At 44.1% G+C, this 21,340-nt stretch carries 19 protein-coding genes and 2 pseudogenes; 13 read left to right on the top strand and 8 right to left on the bottom strand.

Going from position 1 to position 21,340, the window contains the following annotated elements:
- The first annotated feature begins 102 nt into the window (after nt 1-102).
- Nucleotides 103-801, top strand: coding sequence for a phosphate ABC transporter permease (locus F6K51_RS05920; protein WP_293018847.1), 699 nt, complete (start codon nt 103-105; stop codon nt 799-801).
- A gap of 141 nt (nt 802-942) precedes the next feature.
- Here the strand turns inward: F6K51_RS05920 and prfC are convergent, their stop codons facing one another.
- Entirely contained in the window at nt 943-2,571 is a 1,629-nt protein-coding gene (gene prfC, locus F6K51_RS05915; protein WP_293018845.1) for a peptide chain release factor 3, read from the bottom strand.
- A 486-nt stretch (nt 2,572-3,057) separates the two neighbouring features.
- Between prfC and F6K51_RS05910 the strand changes: the two genes are divergently transcribed.
- From F6K51_RS05910 to F6K51_RS05860, 11 genes and pseudogenes are all read left to right on the top strand, one after another.
- Nucleotides 3,058-3,420: a DUF4870 domain-containing protein gene (locus F6K51_RS05910; RefSeq protein WP_081431251.1), complete on the top strand. Its 363-nt coding sequence runs from the start codon at nt 3,058-3,060 to the stop codon at nt 3,418-3,420.
- A 237-nt stretch (nt 3,421-3,657) separates the two neighbouring features.
- Entirely contained in the window at nt 3,658-5,136 is a 1,479-nt protein-coding gene (pds, locus tag F6K51_RS05905; protein ID WP_293018842.1) for a 15-cis-phytoene desaturase, read from the top strand.
- A 42-nt stretch (nt 5,137-5,178) separates the two neighbouring features.
- The gene (crtB, locus tag F6K51_RS05900; RefSeq protein ID WP_293018863.1) at nt 5,179-6,108 is read left to right on the top strand and encodes a 15-cis-phytoene synthase CrtB; all 930 of its coding nucleotides are present in this window, start codon (nt 5,179-5,181) and stop codon (nt 6,106-6,108) included.
- Between the two features lie 472 nt (nt 6,109-6,580).
- Nucleotides 6,581-7,336 (top strand): phosphoadenylyl-sulfate reductase, encoded by a 756-nt coding sequence (locus F6K51_RS05895; RefSeq protein WP_365939913.1) that lies wholly within the window; start codon nt 6,581-6,583, stop codon nt 7,334-7,336.
- A gap of 178 nt (nt 7,337-7,514) precedes the next feature.
- The gene (locus F6K51_RS05890) at nt 7,515-7,850 is read left to right on the top strand and encodes a hypothetical protein (RefSeq protein WP_287248102.1); all 336 of its coding nucleotides are present in this window, start codon (nt 7,515-7,517) and stop codon (nt 7,848-7,850) included.
- Between the two features lie 187 nt (nt 7,851-8,037).
- On the top strand, nt 8,038-9,288 hold the full coding sequence (locus F6K51_RS05885; RefSeq protein ID WP_293018840.1) for an NAD-dependent epimerase/dehydratase family protein: 1,251 nt from the start codon (nt 8,038-8,040) through the stop codon (nt 9,286-9,288).
- A 203-nt stretch (nt 9,289-9,491) separates the two neighbouring features.
- Nucleotides 9,492-10,331 carry a Uma2 family endonuclease gene (locus tag F6K51_RS05880; RefSeq protein ID WP_293018839.1) on the top strand — a complete coding sequence of 280 codons (840 nt, stop codon included), beginning with the start codon at nt 9,492-9,494 and terminating at the stop codon, nt 10,329-10,331.
- A 431-nt stretch (nt 10,332-10,762) separates the two neighbouring features.
- Entirely contained in the window at nt 10,763-11,911 is a 1,149-nt protein-coding gene (locus F6K51_RS05875; protein WP_293018838.1) for an NAD(P)/FAD-dependent oxidoreductase, read from the top strand.
- 50 nt (nt 11,912-11,961) lie between these two features.
- Entirely contained in the window at nt 11,962-13,569 is a 1,608-nt protein-coding gene (locus tag F6K51_RS05870) for a nucleoside recognition domain-containing protein (RefSeq protein WP_293018837.1), read from the top strand.
- A gap of 235 nt (nt 13,570-13,804) precedes the next feature.
- Nucleotides 13,805-13,897, top strand: a pseudogene (locus tag F6K51_RS05865) (IS630 family transposase); the annotation flags it as partial.
- 111 nt (nt 13,898-14,008) lie between these two features.
- A pseudogene (locus tag F6K51_RS05860) lies at nt 14,009-14,355 on the top strand (DUF6444 domain-containing protein); the annotation flags it as partial.
- Nucleotides 14,356-14,620: 265 nt separating this feature from the next.
- On the opposite strand, the gene F6K51_RS05855 reads toward F6K51_RS05860, so the two are convergent.
- From F6K51_RS05855 to F6K51_RS05825, 7 genes are all read right to left on the bottom strand, one after another.
- Entirely contained in the window at nt 14,621-15,727 is a 1,107-nt protein-coding gene (locus F6K51_RS05855) for an AI-2E family transporter (RefSeq protein ID WP_293018836.1), read from the bottom strand.
- Nucleotides 15,714-15,857, bottom strand: coding sequence for a hypothetical protein (locus F6K51_RS05850; RefSeq protein WP_293018835.1), 144 nt, complete (start codon nt 15,855-15,857; stop codon nt 15,714-15,716). Before F6K51_RS05850 ends, F6K51_RS05855 begins: the two co-directional genes overlap by 14 nt.
- Before the next feature lie 188 nt (nt 15,858-16,045).
- On the bottom strand, nt 16,046-16,168 hold the full coding sequence (locus F6K51_RS05845) for a hypothetical protein (protein ID WP_293018834.1): 123 nt from the start codon (nt 16,166-16,168) through the stop codon (nt 16,046-16,048).
- 76 nt (nt 16,169-16,244) lie between these two features.
- On the bottom strand, nt 16,245-17,936 hold the full coding sequence (locus F6K51_RS05840) for a sodium:solute symporter family protein (RefSeq protein ID WP_293018833.1): 1,692 nt from the start codon (nt 17,934-17,936) through the stop codon (nt 16,245-16,247).
- A gap of 447 nt (nt 17,937-18,383) precedes the next feature.
- The gene (locus F6K51_RS05835) at nt 18,384-18,632 is read right to left on the bottom strand and encodes a DUF4212 domain-containing protein (protein WP_293018832.1); all 249 of its coding nucleotides are present in this window, start codon (nt 18,630-18,632) and stop codon (nt 18,384-18,386) included.
- 532 nt (nt 18,633-19,164) lie between these two features.
- Nucleotides 19,165-19,986 (bottom strand): pentapeptide repeat-containing protein, encoded by an 822-nt coding sequence (locus F6K51_RS05830; RefSeq protein ID WP_293018831.1) that lies wholly within the window; start codon nt 19,984-19,986, stop codon nt 19,165-19,167.
- Complete coding sequence (locus tag F6K51_RS05825) at nt 19,976-20,113, bottom strand: hypothetical protein (protein ID WP_293018830.1); 138 nt, start codon at nt 20,111-20,113, stop codon at nt 19,976-19,978. The genes F6K51_RS05830 and F6K51_RS05825 overlap by 11 nt, the downstream gene beginning before the upstream one ends.
- Nucleotides 20,114-20,346: 233 nt before the next feature.
- On the opposite strand from F6K51_RS05825, the gene F6K51_RS05820 reads away from it, so the two are divergent.
- Nucleotides 20,347-21,231: a sulfotransferase domain-containing protein gene (locus F6K51_RS05820; protein ID WP_293018829.1), complete on the top strand. Its 885-nt coding sequence runs from the start codon at nt 20,347-20,349 to the stop codon at nt 21,229-21,231.
- Nucleotides 21,232-21,340 lie beyond the last annotated feature (109 nt).

Raw genomic sequence — 21,340 nt, 5'->3', positions numbered from 1 at the left:
GATTTGTCAAAATTGAGATCAATCACAATAAATCTAAAAACTAAACACTAAAGACAGATTAATTAACTAAAGACTAAGGACTAAGAACTAAGTACAAAACCCATGCTAATTCCGATCACTCGCCAGAAGTTTGAACAAATCGTTCCCGTCCTAGCCACGGGGCTCCAGTATCGCTACTACTGGGGCAAGTTTCGAGATTTTTTAAGGCGACTGTTAATTTCTTTAATCGCAGTTGTGGTGATTTTAATTTTAGCTTTGATGCTTGGTTCAGGTTTTGCTCCCTTCCGGGTATTATTCGAGATCACTGGAGGGCTTTACTGGTTGTGGGGTCCCGTATATTGGGCAAGTATGCGAAACCTAAAGATGCGCCGATATGGCTATAGTGGCTTCTGGCAGGGTCGAATCGAGGATGTATTTGTGACGGAGGAGTTGATTGGTACAGAAGAACAAGTCAATCAGCGGGGTGAGTTGGTAATTGTGGAACACCGGGAGAGACGGTTAAATCTAGAAGTCGAAGATGAAACTGGATTTATAAGTCAGCTGCAAGTTCCCCTAGAACGCCTCCACAAAAATATTTCACCTGGACAAATTGCTCAGATGTTGGTCATGTCCAATCAGCCTGACTTAGGGAAGATTGCCCAGACCAGTGATATTTATATTCCTAGCTTAGACATTTGGGTAAATGACTATCCTTACGTGCAACGAGATGTCTTTGTCCAAGTTAGTCGTAAATTGAGGGATGAAGAGCGCTCTTATTCGAGACAACGTCCCCGTAGTTCTAGGCGTCGAAGGTCTTATTAAGGATTAACGGTGTGCAGCTCGTTCGTGCCTAGGATCCTCTAGTTTCTAGAGGGGTAGTGGGATTCGTTGGCTAGAAACCATACCCTACACCCCACACCCAGTAAGGCTAACAAGGCTGCTTATCACCCCGTCACATAAATGCTATGTAGACTTGGGTTCAGAACCAGACACCACAGGAGCGCTAGAATTCAAATCCAACTCTGGATGATCTTCTGCGACTTGCTGCAAATTCCACTGATTCTTAAACAATAGCACTGGACGTCCCCAATTATCTTTGACTGTCACGGTATTAAACAAACGCCCAGCCTTTTCCAAGGCTCCCCAGCCACCGGCTACCCAACGAGCCACACTATAGGGCAACATATCCAACCTAGTCTCTACGCCATACTCATTTCTGAGGCGAAACTGCACTACTTCAAATTGCAACTGTCCCACTGCTGCCAGAATTGGATCCCGCTTCGACTCATCAACGGAGTACATAATTTGCACAGCCCCTTCTTCCCGCAACTCCTTGACTCCTTTCTGGAACTGCTTAAACTTAGAGGGGTTAGGATTCTTCAAATAAGCAAACAACTCTGGGGAAAAACAAGGAATACCTTCATACTCCAACTTCTTACCGTTGTAAATCGTATCCCCAATCGCAAACACCCCTGGATTATTCAAACCAATCACATCCCCTGCATAGGCAACATCAATGGATTCTCGGTCTTGAGCAAACAGCTTTTGGGGTCTTGACAAACGAACGGTTTTACCAGTACGAGCATGGCTGACAGTCATATCCTTTTCAAACTTACCCGTACACACCCGCACAAAGGCCACCCTATCCCGGTGCTTGGGATCCATATTCGCTTGCAGCTTAAACACAAAGCCACTAAAGTCTGGATAAGTGGGAGGAATCTCGCCTACTGTAGATTTACGAGATTCTGGTTTCAGGGCATAGTCCAAAAAAGCATCCAGAAACAGCTGCACCCCAAAATTAGTCATGGCACTGCCAAAGAACACAGGGGTCATTTGACCGGAATGAATCAGCTCTAAATCCAGGTCTGGACCAACACCATCGAGAATTTCTAACTCTTCCTTGAGTTGATAATATAAGTCTTGTTCTAGCAGCTGTTCAATCTGGGGGTCCCCCAAATTAACTACCGTATCCTTCGCCTCCCGGGAGCCGTGAGCGGTGCGTTCAAACAAGTGGATTTGTTGTCTTCGGCGGTCAAACACTCCTTTAAAGCGATCGCCCATGCCAATCGGCCAGTTGACCCCATAGGTTTGTAACCCCAGCTCCTGCTCAATCTCATCGAGTAGTTCTAGGGGTTCTCGTGCGGGACGGTCAAGCTTGTTGACAAAGGTAAATATAGGAAGCGATCGCATTTTGCACACTTCAAACAATTTCCTGGTTTGGGGCTCTAGACCCTTTGCTGCATCAATCAGCATCACCGCATTATCAGCTGCTGCCAGAGTGCGATAGGTATCTTCACTGAAATCTTGGTGTCCGGGTGTGTCCAGTAAATTAATCTGACAGTCCTCATAGGCAAACTGCAACACCGTCGAGGTAATCGAAATTCCCCGTTGTTGCTCCATTTCCATCCAGTCCGAGGTTGCCTTGCGCTGAGCTCGCCGTGCCTTCACTGCTCCGGCTTCGTGAATTGCTCCACCATAGAGTAATAATTTTTCTGTCAATGTAGTTTTACCCGCGTCCGGGTGGGAAATAATCGCAAAGTTACGGCGGTGTTCAACAGCGTTGAGCAATTCTGCTTCAAGTTCAGTGGACATCCAAAAAGACTAGATAGGGGACTTTCGCTTAATTCTTACATAACTCTCTATATATTATAGTGTTTCTGATAGTAAGGATCTACACAGGTTTGTTTCCCTATTCCCTACTTCCTACCTGAGAGGGATATATTTTTTACTTCATGGTCAAACCTGGGACTTCACCTCAGGATATAAACCGGAAAACAATGAATAAATGATAATTGTTAACGACCAATAGGTATATTTCTCTATGCGCCCCACGACCCACCCGGTCACCACACACTCACGTCTTTCTTAAAGACCTAACCAGCAAGCCAATTTCCCTATTCCTGTTTTTCCATTTCCTTTTCCCTACTTCTGCCATAAGTCTAGTAATTACTAACTCATCAATGTCGTGATTTCATCCCTAATTTGGGACGGACTTTACGACCTATCGTATAGCGTTATAAACGCTAAAATACTGGTAAGTAAAAATTAAATCTATTATCTAAATTAAGGAGCTAAGCTATGGTGTATGACCAAAAAAATAACATCAACTATGACCCCGACAAGCGCAAGCTGTTATCAGCATTATGTCACGGAGCAATTTTCATTAGTGTCTCATTTATATCCGTGTTAATTCCCCTGGCTATCTTGTTAATATCCGATGACCAAGTAGTCAAAGATAATGCCAAAGAGTCCCTTAATTTTCACTTCAATGTCTGGCTATATGAGGTAATTTTTGGGGCTTTGACTATTATCCTGATTGGTTGGCTTTTCCTGCCTCTGTTATTTATTTTAAGTTTGGTACTGCCGATTATGGCAATTCTCAAGATTCTTGGGGATCCCAATGTATCCTACCGCTACCCATTTATATTCCGTGTGATTTAAGCTAGCGCTAGGGTTTCAATCGAACCTGAGTTAACAGGGGGGAGCATGCCATGGTTGCAGAAAGAGTGTCACAGGAGGTCAGGAAGATTCGATCAGACCAGAGAATTTCATTCTTCCCCCTCTTCCCGCTCTTACCACCCCCCGGAAAAACCTGGGGGTCAGATGTAAAATGTAACGAAATGCAAAGTATAATTAAAAGAACACCCCTAAGCGAAAAATTTACAGTATTACTATCACATGCGAGTTGCGATCGCTGGAGCCGGACTAGCAGGGCTTTCCTGTGCTAAATATCTAACAGACGCTGGTCACACCCCAATTGTCCTAGAACGCCGAAATGTTTTAGGCGGTAAAGTGGCAGCCTGGAAAGATCAAGATGGAGACTGGTATGAAACTGGTCTCCATATATTTTTTGGTGCCTATCCCAATATGCTGCAGCTAATTAAAGAACTGGGTATTGAAGACCGGCTGCAGTGGAAAGAGCACACCATGATTTTTAATCAGCCAAATCAACCTGGAACTTACTCCCGGTTTGACTTCCCAGATATACCAGCTCCCCTCAATGGGATTGTGGCAATTCTGCGCAATAACGACATGCTGACCTGGCCCGAGAAGATTAGCTTTGGGATAGGGTTGATTCCGGCCATGCTTCAAGGGCAAAAGTATGTGGAAGCAATGGACAAATACTCCTTCTCGGAATGGTTGAAAAAACAGAACGTACCACCGCGAGTAGAGAAGGAAGTCTTCATCGCCATGTCTAAGGCACTAAACTTTATTGGGCCTGATGAAATTTCGTCCACTGTAATCCTAACTGCTCTTAACCGCTTCCTACAGGAAAAAAACGGTTCCAAGATGGCATTCTTGGATGGTTCTCCCACGGAGCGACTCTGTCAACCACTAGTTGATTATATCACACAGCGGGGTGGAGAAGTACGCTTGAATGCCCCAGTTAAAGAATTTTTACTCAATTCAGACAACACTGTCAGTGGGTTCTTGATCCGGGGATTGAATGGAGCACCCGATCAAGTTCTGACAGCGGATGCTTATGTATCAGCTATGCCGGTAGACCCTTTAAAGCTGATGATCCCCAAACCTTGGGGTCAAATGAAATTTTTCCAACAGCTGGATGGGCTAGAGGGGGTACCGGTAATTAACCTGCAGATGTGGTTTGACCGCAAACTGACGGATATTGACCATCTGTTATTTTCCCGATCACCCCTGCTTAGTGTCTATGCTGACATGAGCAATACCTGCAAAGAGTACGCTAATCCTGACCGCTCAATGTTGGAATTGGTCTTAGCACCTGCGTCATATTGGATTGGCAAATCCGATCTCGAAATTGTGAATGCCACCCTAGCAGAACTGGAGAAACTGTTCCCCAAGCATTTTGGTACTGATAACTCAGCTCAACTGCTAAAATACCACGTGGTTAAGACTCCCCGTTCGGTATATAAGGCAACTCCAGGACGGCAGCAGCACCGTCCCTCCCAAGAAACACCCATTGCCAACTTCTTCCTAAGCGGGGATTACACTATGCAACGATACCTAGCAAGTATGGAAGGAGCCGTACTTTCTGGTAAGCTGACATCGCAGGCAATAAATAACAACAGCACTAGGCTTTCACAAACCAGCGCTCAACCACTAGCCGGCAATCAGAAAGCAGAGATTGACATCCCGTTAGTCTCTTCACCCATGCCAAGGGCGAGTACTGAGGGCTGAAGGATGAAAGTTGAAAGCTTCCAATCTCCAACGTTGCTAAGAATGCTCCAACTGCCCAAATCTCAGCCCATGAGAAACCTGGCCTCCCGGTCAAAATCCTACGAATTATGCCGCCAGATTACGGCGAAGTACTCTAAGACGTTTTATCTTGGCACCCTACTAATGCCAGAAGCCAAACGTCGAGCCATCTGGGCAATATACGTCTGGTGCAGACGAACTGATGAACTAGTTGATGGTCCCCAGGCGGCTTTAACCACCCCTGAAACCCTAGATCAGTGGGAAGAACATCTGGAATCTATATTTGCCGGACATCCCATCGATGACTATGATGTGGCTTTGGTCGATACCCTAGAACGGTTTCCAATAGATATTCAACCCTTTCGGGATATGATTGCAGGTCAGCAGATGGATCTCTACCGTAGTCGCTATGAAACCTTTGATGAACTTAATCTTTACTGTTATCGGGTGGCGGGTACGGTGGGGTTAATGTCTAGTGCTGTGCTGGGGGTTGACAACTCCACTAGTAAAGCACCCTGGGATCAGCAAACAAACTCCTATAATCCGGTGGGAGAAGCGATCGCATTAGGTATTGCCAATCAGCTAACTAACATCCTCCGAGATATTGGAGAGGATGCTAGACGAGGTCGTATTTACATACCCTTAGAAGATTTGCAACGGTTTAATTACACTGAGGATGATTTGTTCAAAGGTGTGGTTGATGACCGTTGGCAGGAACTGATGCGTTTCCAAATTCAACGGGCAAGGGATTACTATACCAAAGCAGAAAGAGGTATTAGAGCCCTAAGCCGTGATGCCCGTTGGCCGGTTTGGTCTGCGTTGATGCTCTATCAGAAAATTCTTAATGTGATTGAACACAACCATTACGATGTATTTAGCCAAAGAGCCTATGTACCCAAACTCCGTAAGATGTTATCCTTACCGGTAGCCTGGCTGAGGGCACAAGTTCTATAGCATGCGCCATGGCAAATCCTTAATGGAAAATCTGTCAAGAAATCCCCATCCTACATATCGATGGGTTTTTTTTTACCGTTGACCAAGGGCAGCAAAAGAGTGGGATACAAAAGGAAAATACTATCAATTCTATTTAATGGTGCTACAAATGCTTGGGATTGGAAAAGGAGAAGGGGGAAGGGGGAACATCAAAGGGCAAGGGGTAAAGGAAGATATTTATTACCCTTTAAGATTTACTGAAACTCTTCCTATTGGCAGCAAACATTTATAGAGGTTTCTAATTAGCGCGGGTTACAAAGCGCTATAAGTCTCTTAACTCAGATGTACTTCAGCCGTTGAAGTGCTATATACAATTTCTGAACTATGGTCGATTACACGAGCTTAAAACTGAAGGCTGAGGATGGATAAAGGTATCGATACGTCGTATAATCAGCAAGTCCAACCACTTTTGTCATATAGTAAGGAGATGTTCATGTTTGAACTGGATGTTGTTTATTTGGAATCCGAATACGCCCACAAGAGTCCTCAGGAAATCCTGAAACTGGCTCTTGACAAATTTGACAACATCGCGATCTCTTTCAGTGGTGCGGAGGATGTAGTTCTTGTGGATATGGCATCCAAGATTAAGCCAGATGTGAACGTGTTCTCCCTCGACACGGGTCGCTTGCACTCCGAGACTTACCAACTACTTGAGAAGGTAAGACAGCACTATGGAATTCCACTGGAGGTGATTTTCCCGGAAACGGATGCAGTGGAAGCACTGGTTAAACAAAAGGGGTTGTTCAGTTTCTACCAGGATGGTCACAAAGAGTGCTGTGGTATTCGCAAAGTGGCTCCCTTGCGTCGCCAACTGGCTAAGCTAGATGCTTGGATTACGGGTCAGCGAAAGGATCAGAGTCCTAGTACTCGCGCTAATATCCCTGTTGTCCAGGTAGACAAGGCGTTCTCGACCCAAGAACGAACCCTGATTAAATTTAACCCCCTAGCTAACTGGAGTTCTGAACAGGTGTGGAAATACATCCGCACTAATGATGTGCCTTACAATCAATTGCACGCTAAAGGTTTCGTTAGCATTGGCTGCGAACCCTGTACTCGCCCAACTCTCCCCAATCAGCATGAACGGGAAGGTCGCTGGTGGTGGGAAGGGCAGAAAGAAAAAGAGTGTGGCTTACACAACACTACAGAACAGGTAATGACGAAGAAGGAACACCAAACAGTAAGGGTTTGAGCAACCCTCACTGAAATAAACAGACTAGGTAAAAAAATTCAGTTCAGGTACTTAAGCGTTGCGGCACAATCAAGCTTGTTGCGGTTGAAATCCTAATTTTTAGGTAGAAGTGGGGAGTGGGTTGTGATAATTTCTTTATTACGCTTTTGAAAAATAACTCAGTATTAAATAATACAGAATGAAAATCACGTTAGTTAAAAAAATCAACAAGGACGGTAATTTCTGTCGCAAGTGCGTCAATGTGGTAGAAAAACTTGAAAAAAAAGGACTGATGGGTCGAATAGACCAGATTGTGGTTGCTGATGAGCGTCAGCCATCTAGCGAAGGACTAAATTTAGCTGTAAAGCACGGGGTAGAAGCAGCCCCTTTCTTCATTGTTGATCATGAGGACGGATCGACCCAAGTCTATAGCACTTATGTTCGTTTCTTCAAGGAAATCCTGAATCAGAAGACTTCTGAAAGGGAAGAGGTATCGGAGATCATGGATCGATACCCTGAACTAGATTTCATCTAAAAAACTGATTGCTGTAATCGTAACAGTGGGGTGATCAGGTGATGTTAGCGTAGCTCGACGAAGTCCGGTGATGGAAATATATCGGTTCTCGATTGGTTCTCGGTTAATTCCCAAAGCGGGATACTATAGTCGCAGCTCGCTGACAATTCAACCAAAAAAGACCATTTAAACAAACAACTAGGAGTTGATGATGAAAAAAGTTGTAGTTTTAGGCGGTGACGGATTTTGTGGTTGGCCCACAGCTCTCCATCTATCTGATAGTGGTCATGACATTGTAATTGTTGATAACTTGTCACGACGCAACATTGATAATGAGTTGGAAGTGAGTTCCTTAACACCTTACCAGCCGATGTCCACTCGTCTGAAGACATGGCGTGAGGTTTCTGGCAAACAAATCCAGTTCTATAACTTCAATGTAGCGAAAGACTATGATCGCTTACTCAATCTATTCCTGACCTATCAACCGGATGTGGTGATTCATTTTGCCGAACAGCGGGCTGCACCTTACTCGATGAAGTCATCTAGCCATAAGCGCTACACGGTAGATAATAACTTGAATGCGACCAATAATCTGCTAGCTGCGATTGTGGAATCGGGTTTGGATATACACGTGGTTCATTTAGGAACCATGGGAGTCTATGGTTATGGTACTGCTGGAATGAAGATTCCGGAAGGGTATTTAGATATCCAGGTGACTACGGATGAGGGGAAAATGGTACAGCAGCAAATCTTGTACCCAGCCAATCCGGGCAGTATCTATCACATGACCAAAACTCAGGATCAGCTGTTTTTCTATTACTACAACAAGAATGATCGGGTGCGGATCACTGACCTGCATCAGGGGATTGTTTGGGGAACTCAGACCAAGCAGACAAAGCTGGATGAACGGTTAATTAATCGCTTTGATTATGATGGAGACTATGGTACGGTTCTCAATCGGTTCCTGATGCAGTCAGCGATTGGTCATCCGTTGACAGTACATGGAACAGGGGGTCAAACCAGGGCATTTATCCATATTCAAGATACAGTGCGGTGTATAGAGTTAGCGATCGCAAATCCTCCGGCTTCTGGGGACAGGGTGAAAATCTTGAATCAGATGACCGAAACCCATCGGGTGCGGGATTTGGCACAGATTGTGTCTGATATCACTGGGGCGGAAATAGCCTATCTAGAGAACCCAAGAAACGAATCAGCAGAAAATGAACTGGCTGTGGAGAATAAATGCTTCTTAGAAATGGGTCTCAAACCAACCACCTTGGTTAAGGGTCTGATGCAAGAGGTAATCGAGATTGCAGCTAAATATGTCGATCGTTGCGATCGCTCGAAGATTATCTGTACATCACTGTGGCGGCAGAAGGGCAATGGGGTGAGTATGGCTGACGAAACTTCTGCTCAAACCACATCCGACAAAACGGCGGTGGGTGTAGGTGCCAGTTAAGAATTAGGTAGCGCGTAAGTGGGAGCACATCTTACCTTGAGCGGTCAGCTTCTGTTGGCGCAACTAATAGCTGATCACAAGGACAGCATCGGCGTAACACCATTACTGACTGCTCAAAGTATCTGAAACTCTGGCAATTTTAATAAGTTCATCAGTAGTGAAACGTCTTGCTACCCTAAAACTAGTTGATCTCATTGTCTGTTATGTATCAAACTGACCCCCCTCGTCCGGCCAAGGAAACCCTGCCGACAATGTATGATCTCCCTAGTGAAGATCCAGAGGAACCAGGCTTGCCAGACGAGTTTCATGATTTTCAACCTCAGCTATTACGGGAGACCTTCTGTCCACCGAGTTACCCAAGGGATCAGATCTTTGTGGGGACTGACTTGAATCTGTACTATGATGTGCGCCACCCTCAATGGTACAAACGACCGGATTGGTTTGGGGTAGTTGGGGTGTCTCGGTTTTATGAACAGCGAGACTTACGATTGAGTTATGTGATGTGGCAGGAAGGGGTCAGTCCATTTATCGTAGTGGAGTTGCTCTCTCCAACGACGGAATCAGAAGATTTAGGGCAAACCCTACGGGATATCGATCAACCGCCGACTAAGTGGGAGGTTTATGAACGTATTCTTCGTATTCCTTATTATGTGGTGTTTAGCCGATATACCAATGAATTAAGAATTTTTGAGTTGAAAGGGTTAAACTATGAGCAGGTAAGGTTGGACACCGAAAAATTCTGGCTGCCAGAATTAGGACTTGGCCTAGGAGTATGGTCTGGGTCATACCAAGAGGTGAATGGAGGATGGTTACGCTGGTATGATGAATTAGGGAACTGGATTCCCACAGGCTCTGAACAGGCTCAACAGACTCAGCACCAGTTGCAGCAGACTCAGCACCAGTTGCAGCAGACTCAGCAGCAATTGCAGGAGGCTGAACAAGAAGCTCAACTCGAACGCCAGGAAAAGGAATTGGCTCAACAGCAGGCAGCGAGATTAGCAGAACGTCTGCGACAGCTGGGGATTGACCCAGGAGAGGTGTAAAAGGTGCCGTTGGCAGCAGAATAGAAAAGGCGATGCTCGGTACGATCCGCTACGCGAACGCATATAGCAATACCCGTCTCATACCAAATCCTGTTCCCAAACCCCCCTTATCTGCATAGCCATAGATTCGTGGCATACAAAGATTTGGTCGATTTTTATAAAAGGGTTTTGACAAACGGATTTGATATAAGTCCACTTATACGCTTAGTTCAGTTCTGGAGTATTTAGTTTGATTATTCTAATTATACGTCCAGGGTTGTTTTTTATCCATTTGCTCTCGCAACGCCCTATAGCGACGTAAGGAGTTTAGCGGTGGGAGGATGTCAATCATGGTTTACCACTGCCTCACCAATATTGTTTGTTAGAAAGCTAGCTTTTTTTTATAGAATGATTATAATTGTCATAAAGTATCTATTCGAGATTGTCTGCTGGTGAACAAAACTAACGATCGTTTTGAAGTTGTAATTGTGGGGGCTGGGGCTGCTGGAATTGGCTGTGGAGTAGTCTTAAAAGATTTAGGAATTGAAAACTTTGTCATTTTAGAACGACATCAAGTAGGGGCTTCTTTTAGGCGTTGGCCTGAAGAAATGCGATTCATTACGCCGTCGTTTCCCAGTCATGGTTTTGGATTGCTGGATCTCAACGCAGTAGTTTTAAATACTTCTCCTGCCCTCAGTTTCAGAAAGGAACATCTTTCGGGGAAAGAATATGCCCTATATTTGGAGACTGTAGCAGAGCATTTTCAACTACCTATAAAAACCGAGACAAATGTGAAAACTATTGCAGCTTTACCTCAAGGCAAAGGCTTTGTCTTGAAAACTTCTAAAGGCGAGTTGCGTTCACGCAGTGCCTCAGCTTCGCTGAGATCGCAGTTTGTGATTTGGGCAGCAGGAGAGTTTCAATATCCCAATCTTAATCCGTTTCCAGGAGCAGAATTCTGCATTCATAATTCCCAAATACGTTCTTGGACAGAGCTTAAGGGGAAAGAATTTGTAGTTGTGGGAGGCTATGAAAGCGGTGTAGATGCAGCGTCAAATTTGGCAGCATTAGGGAAAAAAGTAAAGTTAATCGATCGCCAGAGTAGCTGGTCAAACTTAGACTCAGATCCTAGTGTTTCTCTGTCTCCTTATAGTCTAAAACGTTTAGAAAGAGCTTATTCTATGGGTCGGGTCGAACTAATTGGAGAACAGAACATTGAAGCAGTCAAAGCAGTAAAAAAAGGATATGTGGTGGAGAGCGAGTACGAACAGTGGTTTAGTTCCACACCGCCAATTCTCTGTACGGGATTTAACAGCAGTTTAAAACAAATCGCACCTCTATTTGACTGGTCAAATGGCTATGCAGCCCTGACTGAAGAAGATGAGTCTACCCTAACTCCAGGATTATTTGTCGTCGGTCCTTCGGTGCGTCACGGCAATCTAATTTTTTGTTTCATTTATAAATTTCGGCAGCGATTTGCTGTAGTCGGTAATGCGATCGCTCAACGTCTGGGAATCGATACAACGACCTTGGAAGCCTATCGCCGAGAAGGTTTGTTTCTAGATGACCTTTCTTGCTGTAATAACGATTGTGTTTGTTGAAAAGTAAAGTGAATATTTTTACGCCGTCAAAATTAGAGCGCGATTGTATCGTGGTTATTGGTAAAGAGAGTACGGGCAAGTCCCAACTAATTGCGGCTCTTACAGGACAGACTCCCTATAGTGCCAATTTTCGGGGTTCTACAGTGACTTGTGACACTTATCAATCTGAAGCCTATACCTTTATCGATACTCCAGGAATTCTCTATCGTTCCGACAGCGTAACTACTAAGAAAGCTTTAAGAAAGCTAGAAGAAAATGACACCGTGCTACTGATAGTCAAGGCGACCGACGTAGATCGAGATTTAGCCGATATACTGCCTTTAGTAGCAGATAAACGGGGCATTGTGGTGATTACTTTCTGGGATAAGGTATTATCGACGGTTCATACTCAACAAGTGGTTCGGGAATGGAGAGAAACTTCTAACTTGAGCATTGTCACTGTAGATGCTCGCCACCTGACAATAGAACAAAAAGACTATATTTTGGCTTCTCTGCAAGAACCTCATCCTTTTCCCGCGCAATGGATTCCTACAAGGGCTGGCTGGTATATTCAACCCCAACCAACGCTTTTAGAACATCCTCGACTAGGCTGGTTATTGGCGATCGCCCTATTACTTATTCCTGCGATTATTGCTGTCTGGGGTGCTAACTCCTTTGCGACTTTAGCAGATCCTATAGTACAAAGTGCGATCGCTCCTGTTATTAAACCTTTATCCCAACTCCCAATCTGGTTAAGAGAAATACTGATAGGTCAGTATGGACTGATAACTATGAGTCCGTTGCTGTTTATTTGGGCGATGCCCACAGTAATTCTCTATGCCCTATTCTTGGGCGCATATAAAGCTAGTGGGTTAATAGAACGAATTACCATTGCTCTCGATCCTTTACTCCGTCAGTTTGGGTTATCGGGACGGGATTTAGTACGAGTAATTATGGGTATGGGGTGTAATGTTCCTGCGGTGATTAGCACCCGTGCCTGTTCTAGTTGTTCTAGGGGAACTTGTATTTCCGCGATCGCTTTTGGTTCGGCTTGTTCTTATCAGTTTGGCGCAACTTTAGGGGTCTTTAGTGCTGCTAAGTTACCTTACTTGATAATTCCTTACCTGCTGTATCTAACCGCAACCACCTTGATATATACCTATATCATTTCTTCCCCTACAGCTAAATCGAATCAGAATCCCCTAGTAATCGAAGGAAGAGCATTTTTAGAATTTCCTCATTCGTCAGTAATTTGGCGCGAAGCTAAGTCAACTATTAATCAATTTTTGTTCAATGCAATTCCCATCTTTTTAGTTATTACCGTTATTGCTTCTGTGTTGAATTGGTTAGGAACAATCGCATTTTTAGCCAATATTATTAACCCTTTGATGGGATGGTTTAATTTACCCCCTGAAGCCTCATTGCCTATTGTTTTAGCTTCTATTCGCAAAGATGGACTGCTATTATTTGCCGAACCAGAAACCTTGGCTATGTTAACTCCATTGCAGGTTTTGACTGGGGTGTATCTAGCAGGAGTATTGCTACCTTGTTTAGTTACTCTGTTAACTATTACGCGAGAACAGTCTCTTCGATTTGCCTTATTGCTGTTAAGTAGACAGGCGATCGCTGCGATCTTTTTTTCTCTATTACTTGCTTGGGGAGGATTATTAATCAAGTAATAAGTAATGGGCGATCGGTAGTTTCGGTACGAAAACGTACGGTAAGACCACTTGAGCTGCTGTAAGAATCCTTTAAACCCTGATTAATACCAAATCCGGATAATATACTCAATACAAAATCAGAATGTCAAATGCCCAAAAAAGCTTATTTAGCTGACCATCTGAGTAATGGTGAACTGAAAAAAAGATACCGATAACAGTCCAACAATTACGAGCACAATTTTCCGATGCTCAGATAGAGGTCTGGTTTTTTGATGAACACAGAGTCGGATTAAAGCCAATTATCAGAAAAATCTGGGTTCCTATAGGAGAAAGACCTACAGCAGTAGTACACCATAGTTATGAGTGGAGAGGATGTTTATGGATTTGTTGAACCAAAGTAAGGATTCAGGTAGGGGATTGACAAAGCTTGGGGTGGGGTCGCAAAATTACTAAAAGAATGTGTAGCTTCGGACTTTCCCATAAAATGGCTCAATACGACCAGTTATCATAAGAAGAACTGGTAGAGATTATATTGGAACTTTGGAAGCAGCATCAGCAACAGCAGGCTAAGCGTCAAGAAGCTCACCCTCGAAATCGAACGACTCGTGATCAGCCGAGACCTCGATAGTCAGACTTCATCCAAACCGCCATCAAGTGACTTGCTCAAAAAGTCCGAAAAGAAACCTTCACTCGTCTGCTGAATCCAACACTTCAGCTAAAAGAAAACCTGGAGGACAGCCCGGACACAAAGGAAAGACTCGTAAAGGTTTTGGACGAGTAGACCGCTGTGAAATGCTGCGTCCTTTACAATGCTCTATCTGCGGTGTGGTAAGCATTCAGCCGTCAGCCGTCAGCCGTCAGCCGTCAGCTTATTTTATTCAAAAGCACCTCAAGTAGCGTGGCCATAGGCCAATGGCTGATAGCTCAAAGCTGATAGCTCAAAGCTGATAGCTCAAAGCTGATAGCTCAAAGCTGATAGCTCAAAGCTAATTGCTGAAAGCTGATTGCTGAAAGCTAATTGCTGAAAGCTAATTGCTAATTGCTGATCTCTCAATGTATAGTGACCATACTATCCGTTGAAAGAAAGAGCATTTGAGGCATCTGGCTCAGAAGCTGCCGAGATAGTAGCAGCATTTTGTTCCGCCTCCAGTTTCGGCTTCAAGTACAAATTTTCTAGTACCAGAGCTGCACCAGCTACCCAAGGCGGAACAATCAAAGCACCAAGAATCCCCAAAACCTTTGCACCACCTAGCACTGCCAACAACTGATATAAAGGGTGAACTCTCACAGAAGACCCCACCAGTAGGGGGTCAAGAATGTAGGTTTCCAGATTCTGAATAATCACAAATAGCAGCAATACCCACAAGAAAGTCCATCCCCCTTGAGCAATTGCCACAATCAATGCTGGAATTGCTCCCAAGACCGGACCAAAGAAGGGAATCAAATTGGTCACCCCAGCAATCACACCCAAACCCAAGGCAAACTCTGATAGTCCCAAAAATTTTAAACCAACAGTAATCGCCATGCCTAAAATTCCTGAAACCACCACTCGCCCCTGGATGTAACCCCCCATCCGTTGGCTGACTGGCTTGACCTGGGCTGCCAATTTTTCATCCCAGGGTTTAGGAAACAAACTTACCCCCCCTTTAATCAATTGTTCAGAGCCAGCTAACATATAACCAGACAGCAGTGTTGCCAGAATTACGGTAAACACTCCAGCAATAAGATTCCGTGTCAATCCATAGGACTGCACTAGCAACTGCTGAGAGGAACGAATCACCCAAGAGGTAACGGTGCCAGCATCAAACATTTTACTCAGAGCTAGTTCAGTCATCCCTAGGCGAATCGCTAAAGCATCTAACAAAGAGGTTAAAACCTCCAAATACGTTGGCAGTTTCCGAAATAAACGCTGAATTTGCTGAGCTACTGTTGGTCCAATCACTAAGCCGATCCCTGTCAAACCAGCGATTAAGCCTAAATAAACCAGAATAACCGCTAGCCAGCGGGGAATCCTTAACTTTTCAGCACTATCAATTATTGGTGCTAGAGTAGATGCGAGCACTACTGCAATCATCAGTACTACTAGCAAAGCTCTCAGTTGCCATAGCAGGACGATTGTCAAGCCAGTAGCAACAATAAGCAGTAAGTTAGCTAAGGAGATTTTAAGGCGTAGCATAGACTTCCATTTGCATGTTGAGTGCCTGCAAATAGTCTACAGAGAAAACAGCTGAATTAGTTGAAGGTTGCAGGTACGGTTGAGGGTTAGATGGTTTAAGGTTAGACGGTTGTTCGCGAAGCGTGGCCAATAGGCCAAGGTTAGACGGTTGTTCGCCAAAGGCGTTCGGTGAAGGGTAGGTTAGACGGTTAGATGGTATTGAGTAAGCGCTAGTTTAGTTTCAACTATCGCGGTGAGGGGAAATCTCCCTATCTCCTTAGGTAAGTACTCCTTGTACAGTTGTCCTAAAATCGAGCTATGGAAGACCAATAACCTGCCCTATACCGGACGCCTTTGGCGAACAACCCCATAACCTTCAACCCCATAACCTTCAACCCCATAACCTTCAACCCCATAACCTTCAACCCCATAACCTTCAACCCCATAACCTTCAACCTTCAACCTTCAACCTTCAACCTTCAACCTTCAACCTTCAACCTTCAACCTTCAACCTTCAACCTTCAACCTTCAACCTTGATCAATCCAACTCTTCTTCACCCACATCATCAAGGGCTGGAGGAGCATCACCGGGTGTTCGCAACATTTCCACCATCTCCTGAATTTCTGCTGGAGGTGGGGGTGTCAGGCGAGAAACCACTACAGTCACGATGAAATTAAGCACCATCCCTACGGTACCAATCCCCTCAGGGGAAATACCGAAAAACCAGGGTGTCATACTATAGAACTTCACCCCAATGATGTAAACGGTGGTAAAAATTAACCCTACCACCATGCCAGCAATTGCCCCTTCTCGGTTGGTTCGCTTATCAAATACCCCTAACAGAATCACTGGGAAAAAGCTGGCAGCGGCTAAACCAAAGGCAAAGGCTACTACTTGGGCTACAAATCCAGGGGGATTGATACCAAAGTAACCGGCAATGGCAATGGCAGCAATTACCATAATTCGACCTACCATCAATCGTTGAGACTCTGACGCCCTAGGATTAATGATGCGGTAGTAGACATCGTGGGCGATTGAGCTAGAAATCACTAGCAGTAATCCTGATGCAGTGGATAGAGCGGCGGCTAGTCCTCCTGCTGCTACTAGGGCAATCACCCAGGGAGCAAGTTTGGCTACCTCTGGTGTGGAGAGTACGATGATATCTCGGTCAATCTTTATTTCATTGGTGTCTTTGTCCGGTTTGAGCTCAATCTTGCCATTGCCGTTTTTATCGTCAAACGCCAATAAACCAGTATTTTCCCATTTCGTTGCCCAGTCGAGCTGACGCACTTCCTCAATGGTATGGTTATGGAGGCTATCAATCAGGTTATAGCGGGCAAAGGCAGCAACGGCGGGAGCTGTGGTGTAGAGTATGGCAATGAATAATAGGGCCCAGCCAGCGGAATAACGAGCAGCTCTAGCATTGGGTACGGTGTAAAAGCGTACGATCACATGGGGAAGTCCAGCGGTACCGACCATCAAGGCGATGGTGATAAATAAGACATCCACCATGGACTTGTTGGCAAAGGGTTTAGTGTATTCCTGGAAACCCAGATCTACCTGAATTTGATTGAGTTTGGGGATAATGTCACTGAAGGTGAATCCTAGCTGGGGAATGGGGTTGTCGGTCAGTAGAGTTGCGATCGCAATCGCTGGAATCAGGTAAGCCACAATCAACACGCCATACTGGGTTACTTGAGTCCAGGTAATTCCTTTCATCCCCCCCAGGACGGCAAAAAATGCCACAATTACCATGCCAATCACTACACCCTGAACGATATCCACTTGCAGAAAGCGGCTAAATACAATACCTACCCCTCGCATCTGTCCTGCGACATAAGTTAAGGAGACAAAAATAGCAGCAACTACTGCTACCAACCGAGCAATATTCGAGTAATAGCGGTCTCCCACAAAGTCCGGTACTGTGTATTTTCCAAACTTCCGCAGGTAAGGGGCTAACAATAGCGCTAGTAGGACATATCCTCCTGTCCAGCCCATCAGGTAAATTGAGCCATCATATCCTAAGAAAGAGATTAGCCCTGCCATAGAAATAAAGGAAGCAGCAGACATCCAATCCGCCGCTGTAGCAGCACCATTAGCAACAGCGGGAACACCTTGATCTGCTACGAAAAACCCTTTACTATCGCGCACCCGAGAGCGCCAACCAATGTAAAGGTAGAGAATAAAGGAAATAATGACCAATACACTGGTCCAAGCTTCAACTGTCATAGATATTTCTTTGTCTAAATAATTGCTATAGCGCTGCGCGCAGGGAATCGGGAATCGGGAATCGGGAATCGGGAATCGGGAAAAAATCCTATGTACATCATTACTATGAGAAACCCCATATAGGGATTGTTAGTAATTAAAAAACGGTATTTTTTTATTTTAAAATACTATAGAATTACCCTATGACAATTCCTGAATTGTCAGTGCTAATTGCTAACTATAAACAACTATAATTGATATTATACCTTAGAGGATATCTGAAAAGTTTTTTATACTGAATTTTGCCCCCCTAACCCCCCAACTTTGGGGGAAGAGTCAATTTGCTTGTAAAAGTCCCCCAGAATTGGGGGACCCACGGGGGCTTGGATGTAGCAAATGAGACTTCTCAGACAACCTCTTAGTTAAGCAAAGCCATTTATTTACCAATTTAGTTGCCAATAGTAAACATTACTTTTTGTATTTACGGTCAATTTTATCCATCTGTATAGCGTAGATAAAAATTAGGACGACAAAGGTAAAAATACTACCTTGTTGTGCCATCCAGAAGCCTAGGGGAATATTCCCTACACTGACATTGTTTAGTAATGTTACTAGCAGAATGCTGCATAAAACGGATACGAATGCCCAAACAATTAGGAGATTCCGAATTAATGCAATGTTGGCACGCCAGTATGCCTGACGTTTGTTTTGGTTCATAGTTTTATTAGTAATGCACTAAATGTACGATTTGCGTTTGACTAGTTTCTGGATATAGAGCAACCACCAATAATTGCCCTAACATGGCCTATCGGTATTTCAAAATGTGCTAATATATACAGAAAATTTGCGAGAGCTTAGGGATAGGCTACACCAAAGGTGAACAAAAACCGTCTTTTCGGGGTTTTCTTAATAAAACTAAACAATTATGGGGATTTACTGGTGTCTTTAGGGCATGGCATTGGGCGATAGGCACCAGCATAGGCTAATCACATCTGTGCAATTTGCCACTGCCCCAGACCGCTTTTCCCGTTGTTTAAAGAAATATTAAATGAATTGTGAATATTATTTCGTCAAGAAATGTAAAGCTTAGAGCCAGATTATGTTAAGTTTCGATAAAATAAATCGTAAGTTGATCAGCAAAAGCGATCGCTAAAATTCAACCTCCCCATCTCCCCATCTCCCCATCTCCCCATCTCCCCACCCTCCCTGTAATTATAGGTATTCAACCTGAATTGATATAAGAGTATCCCTATTGATGGATACTACCATCGGGCATGATGGTATTGCTTAAGTTAGCCCCCTTGAGGTTGGCACGGTAAACTTTGTTGGGAGAACCCCAATCAGTAAGCTCCAAGGTATAGTCTAGTTTTGCTCCCTTGAGGCTAGCGTCGGAGAGGTTGGCATCGGAGAGGTCAATTCCCCTCAAGTCAGCCTGTTCAAGATTCGCTCCCATCAAGTTAGCCCCCCTGAGATTGGCACTTATTAAATAGTGATCGATTGGCAATGAAGCACTTGTATTCAGATAAGCCAGATTTGCTTCTTGGAGATTCGCTTTCTCTAGGTTAACTCCACTAAGATTAATCCCGACTAGATTGGCTTTTGATAAATTAGCTTCCCTGAGGTTAGCTCTTTCGAGCTTAATTGTTTTGGCGGAAAGATGTGATAAGTTTGCTTCTTGCAGATTACCTTGTTCTAAGTTAGCTTCTGTTAGGTTGCTCCAAAAAAGGTCAGCTTTTTTCAGGTTAGCTCTACGGAGATTAGCCCCACTGAGATTAGCTTTTTTCAGGTTAGCATTTTCTAGGTTAGCCCCTTCTAAGTTGACCCCTACCAAATTCGCTTTTTCTAGATTAGCTCCCGCTAAGTTAGCCCCTTCTAAATTAGCCTTTTCCAGATTCGCTCCTTTTAAATCCTCTCTGGAAAGTTCTAGCCCTGCTAAATTACAGTTTTGACAATTTTTTGTTTCCCGTAACTGGTCGAGAGGATTGTCTCGATTCATAATCAGCCAAGTAATTCCCAAAAGGGCAACCAATCCCAAGGAAATTCCCAAGATAAACGATTGTCTAAGTTTCATTGATGTGAGCTATGGTAGTTTTGGCGTTGCTGAATAATGGAATGATTTTAAGGGTTTTGTAGAATGGGCATCTTGCCCGTTCGAGATCTGGTCGGGCGGGCAGGATGCCCACTCTACTCCGATTCATTCAAAAATTCAGCAACGCCGTAGTTTTTGCTATCTCTGTTTTATCAAACTTGCTTTAAACCTTGATTTTTGCTGCTGAAAAGGCCGACTATTGACTATAGTTTAGGACTTACGAAGTTGAGTTAGTTTTGCCCCCCTAACCCACCAAAATTGGGGTTAATGATGTTAAAGTCCCCCAGAATTGGGTTATTTAGGGGGCTTTGCGTCAGTCCTGTTGTTGTTTTTGTGTAATCCATGGCAGACTATAAGCAAGCACTGGTTAAAGACGGTAAGAATCCAGAAGGTTTAATTGTCTTTCCTGCCTTCATTACCCAGAAGGAAATGGATGCTCTTAAGGACTTTAGAGTGGGGGATCGGGATACCTTTGTTGTCGCCTATCCTAAATCTGGTACAACATGGATGGAGCAGATTGTTCACTTGCTTGCTAACAATGGAGAGCAAGGGGACAAAGTATTGAGTGAAGCAGTGCCTTGGTTAGAAGGTGCAGCAACTCGTTATGGAGGTTTAGAGAATCTGATTAAAACTCCTGGCGATCGCCGTTACTTTCACACTCATTTACCCTTGTCTTTGATGCCAATGTTTGGCGAAACTAAAGCAAAGTATATTTATGTTGCTCGCAATCCTAAGGATAATGCTGTATCCTATTATTATCATGCATTGAGCAAAATGGGATACGAGGGGAGTTGGAGCGAATTTATTCAGTTATATACTGAAGGCAAGGTCGCCTATGGCTCAATATTTGATCATGTATTCGACTGGTGGAAAGCGAGCCAACATTCAGATAATGTCATGTTTGTTAAGTACGAAAACATGAAAAAAGATTTAGCTCAAGTCGTTACGGATGTTGCTAGCTTTATCGATATTCCTTTAACCTCAGATTTACTCGATACTGTGGTTGCTGCTAGTGACTTTTCGGCAATGGCAATCAATCCCAAAGCTAATCTGGATTGGGTGCCTCAGCGAGAAGGTATCCCCAAACATATGCGAAAAGGAATTGTAGGAGATTGGAAAAACCACTTTTCTTCAGAAGAGAGTAGTATTTTTGATACTCTATATCAATCGATAATGGCACAATTTGGTCTGGAATTTGAATTTGAATTTGAAGGGAGTAGGGAGTAGGGAGTAGGGAGTAGGGAATATGGCATCAAAAATTGTCACCATTGATTTAGGATTCCTATAGTAGTTTGCCAGCTTAGCTTTGTTAACATCTCCATCAATTGTGAGTGCT

The organism is Moorena sp. SIO3I8 (genome assembly GCF_010692325.1).
GTDB lineage: Bacteria > Cyanobacteriota > Cyanobacteriia > Cyanobacteriales > Coleofasciculaceae > Moorena.
The sequence above is the reverse complement of the archived record's forward strand: the minus strand, read 5'-3'. Positions and strand labels throughout refer to the sequence as shown.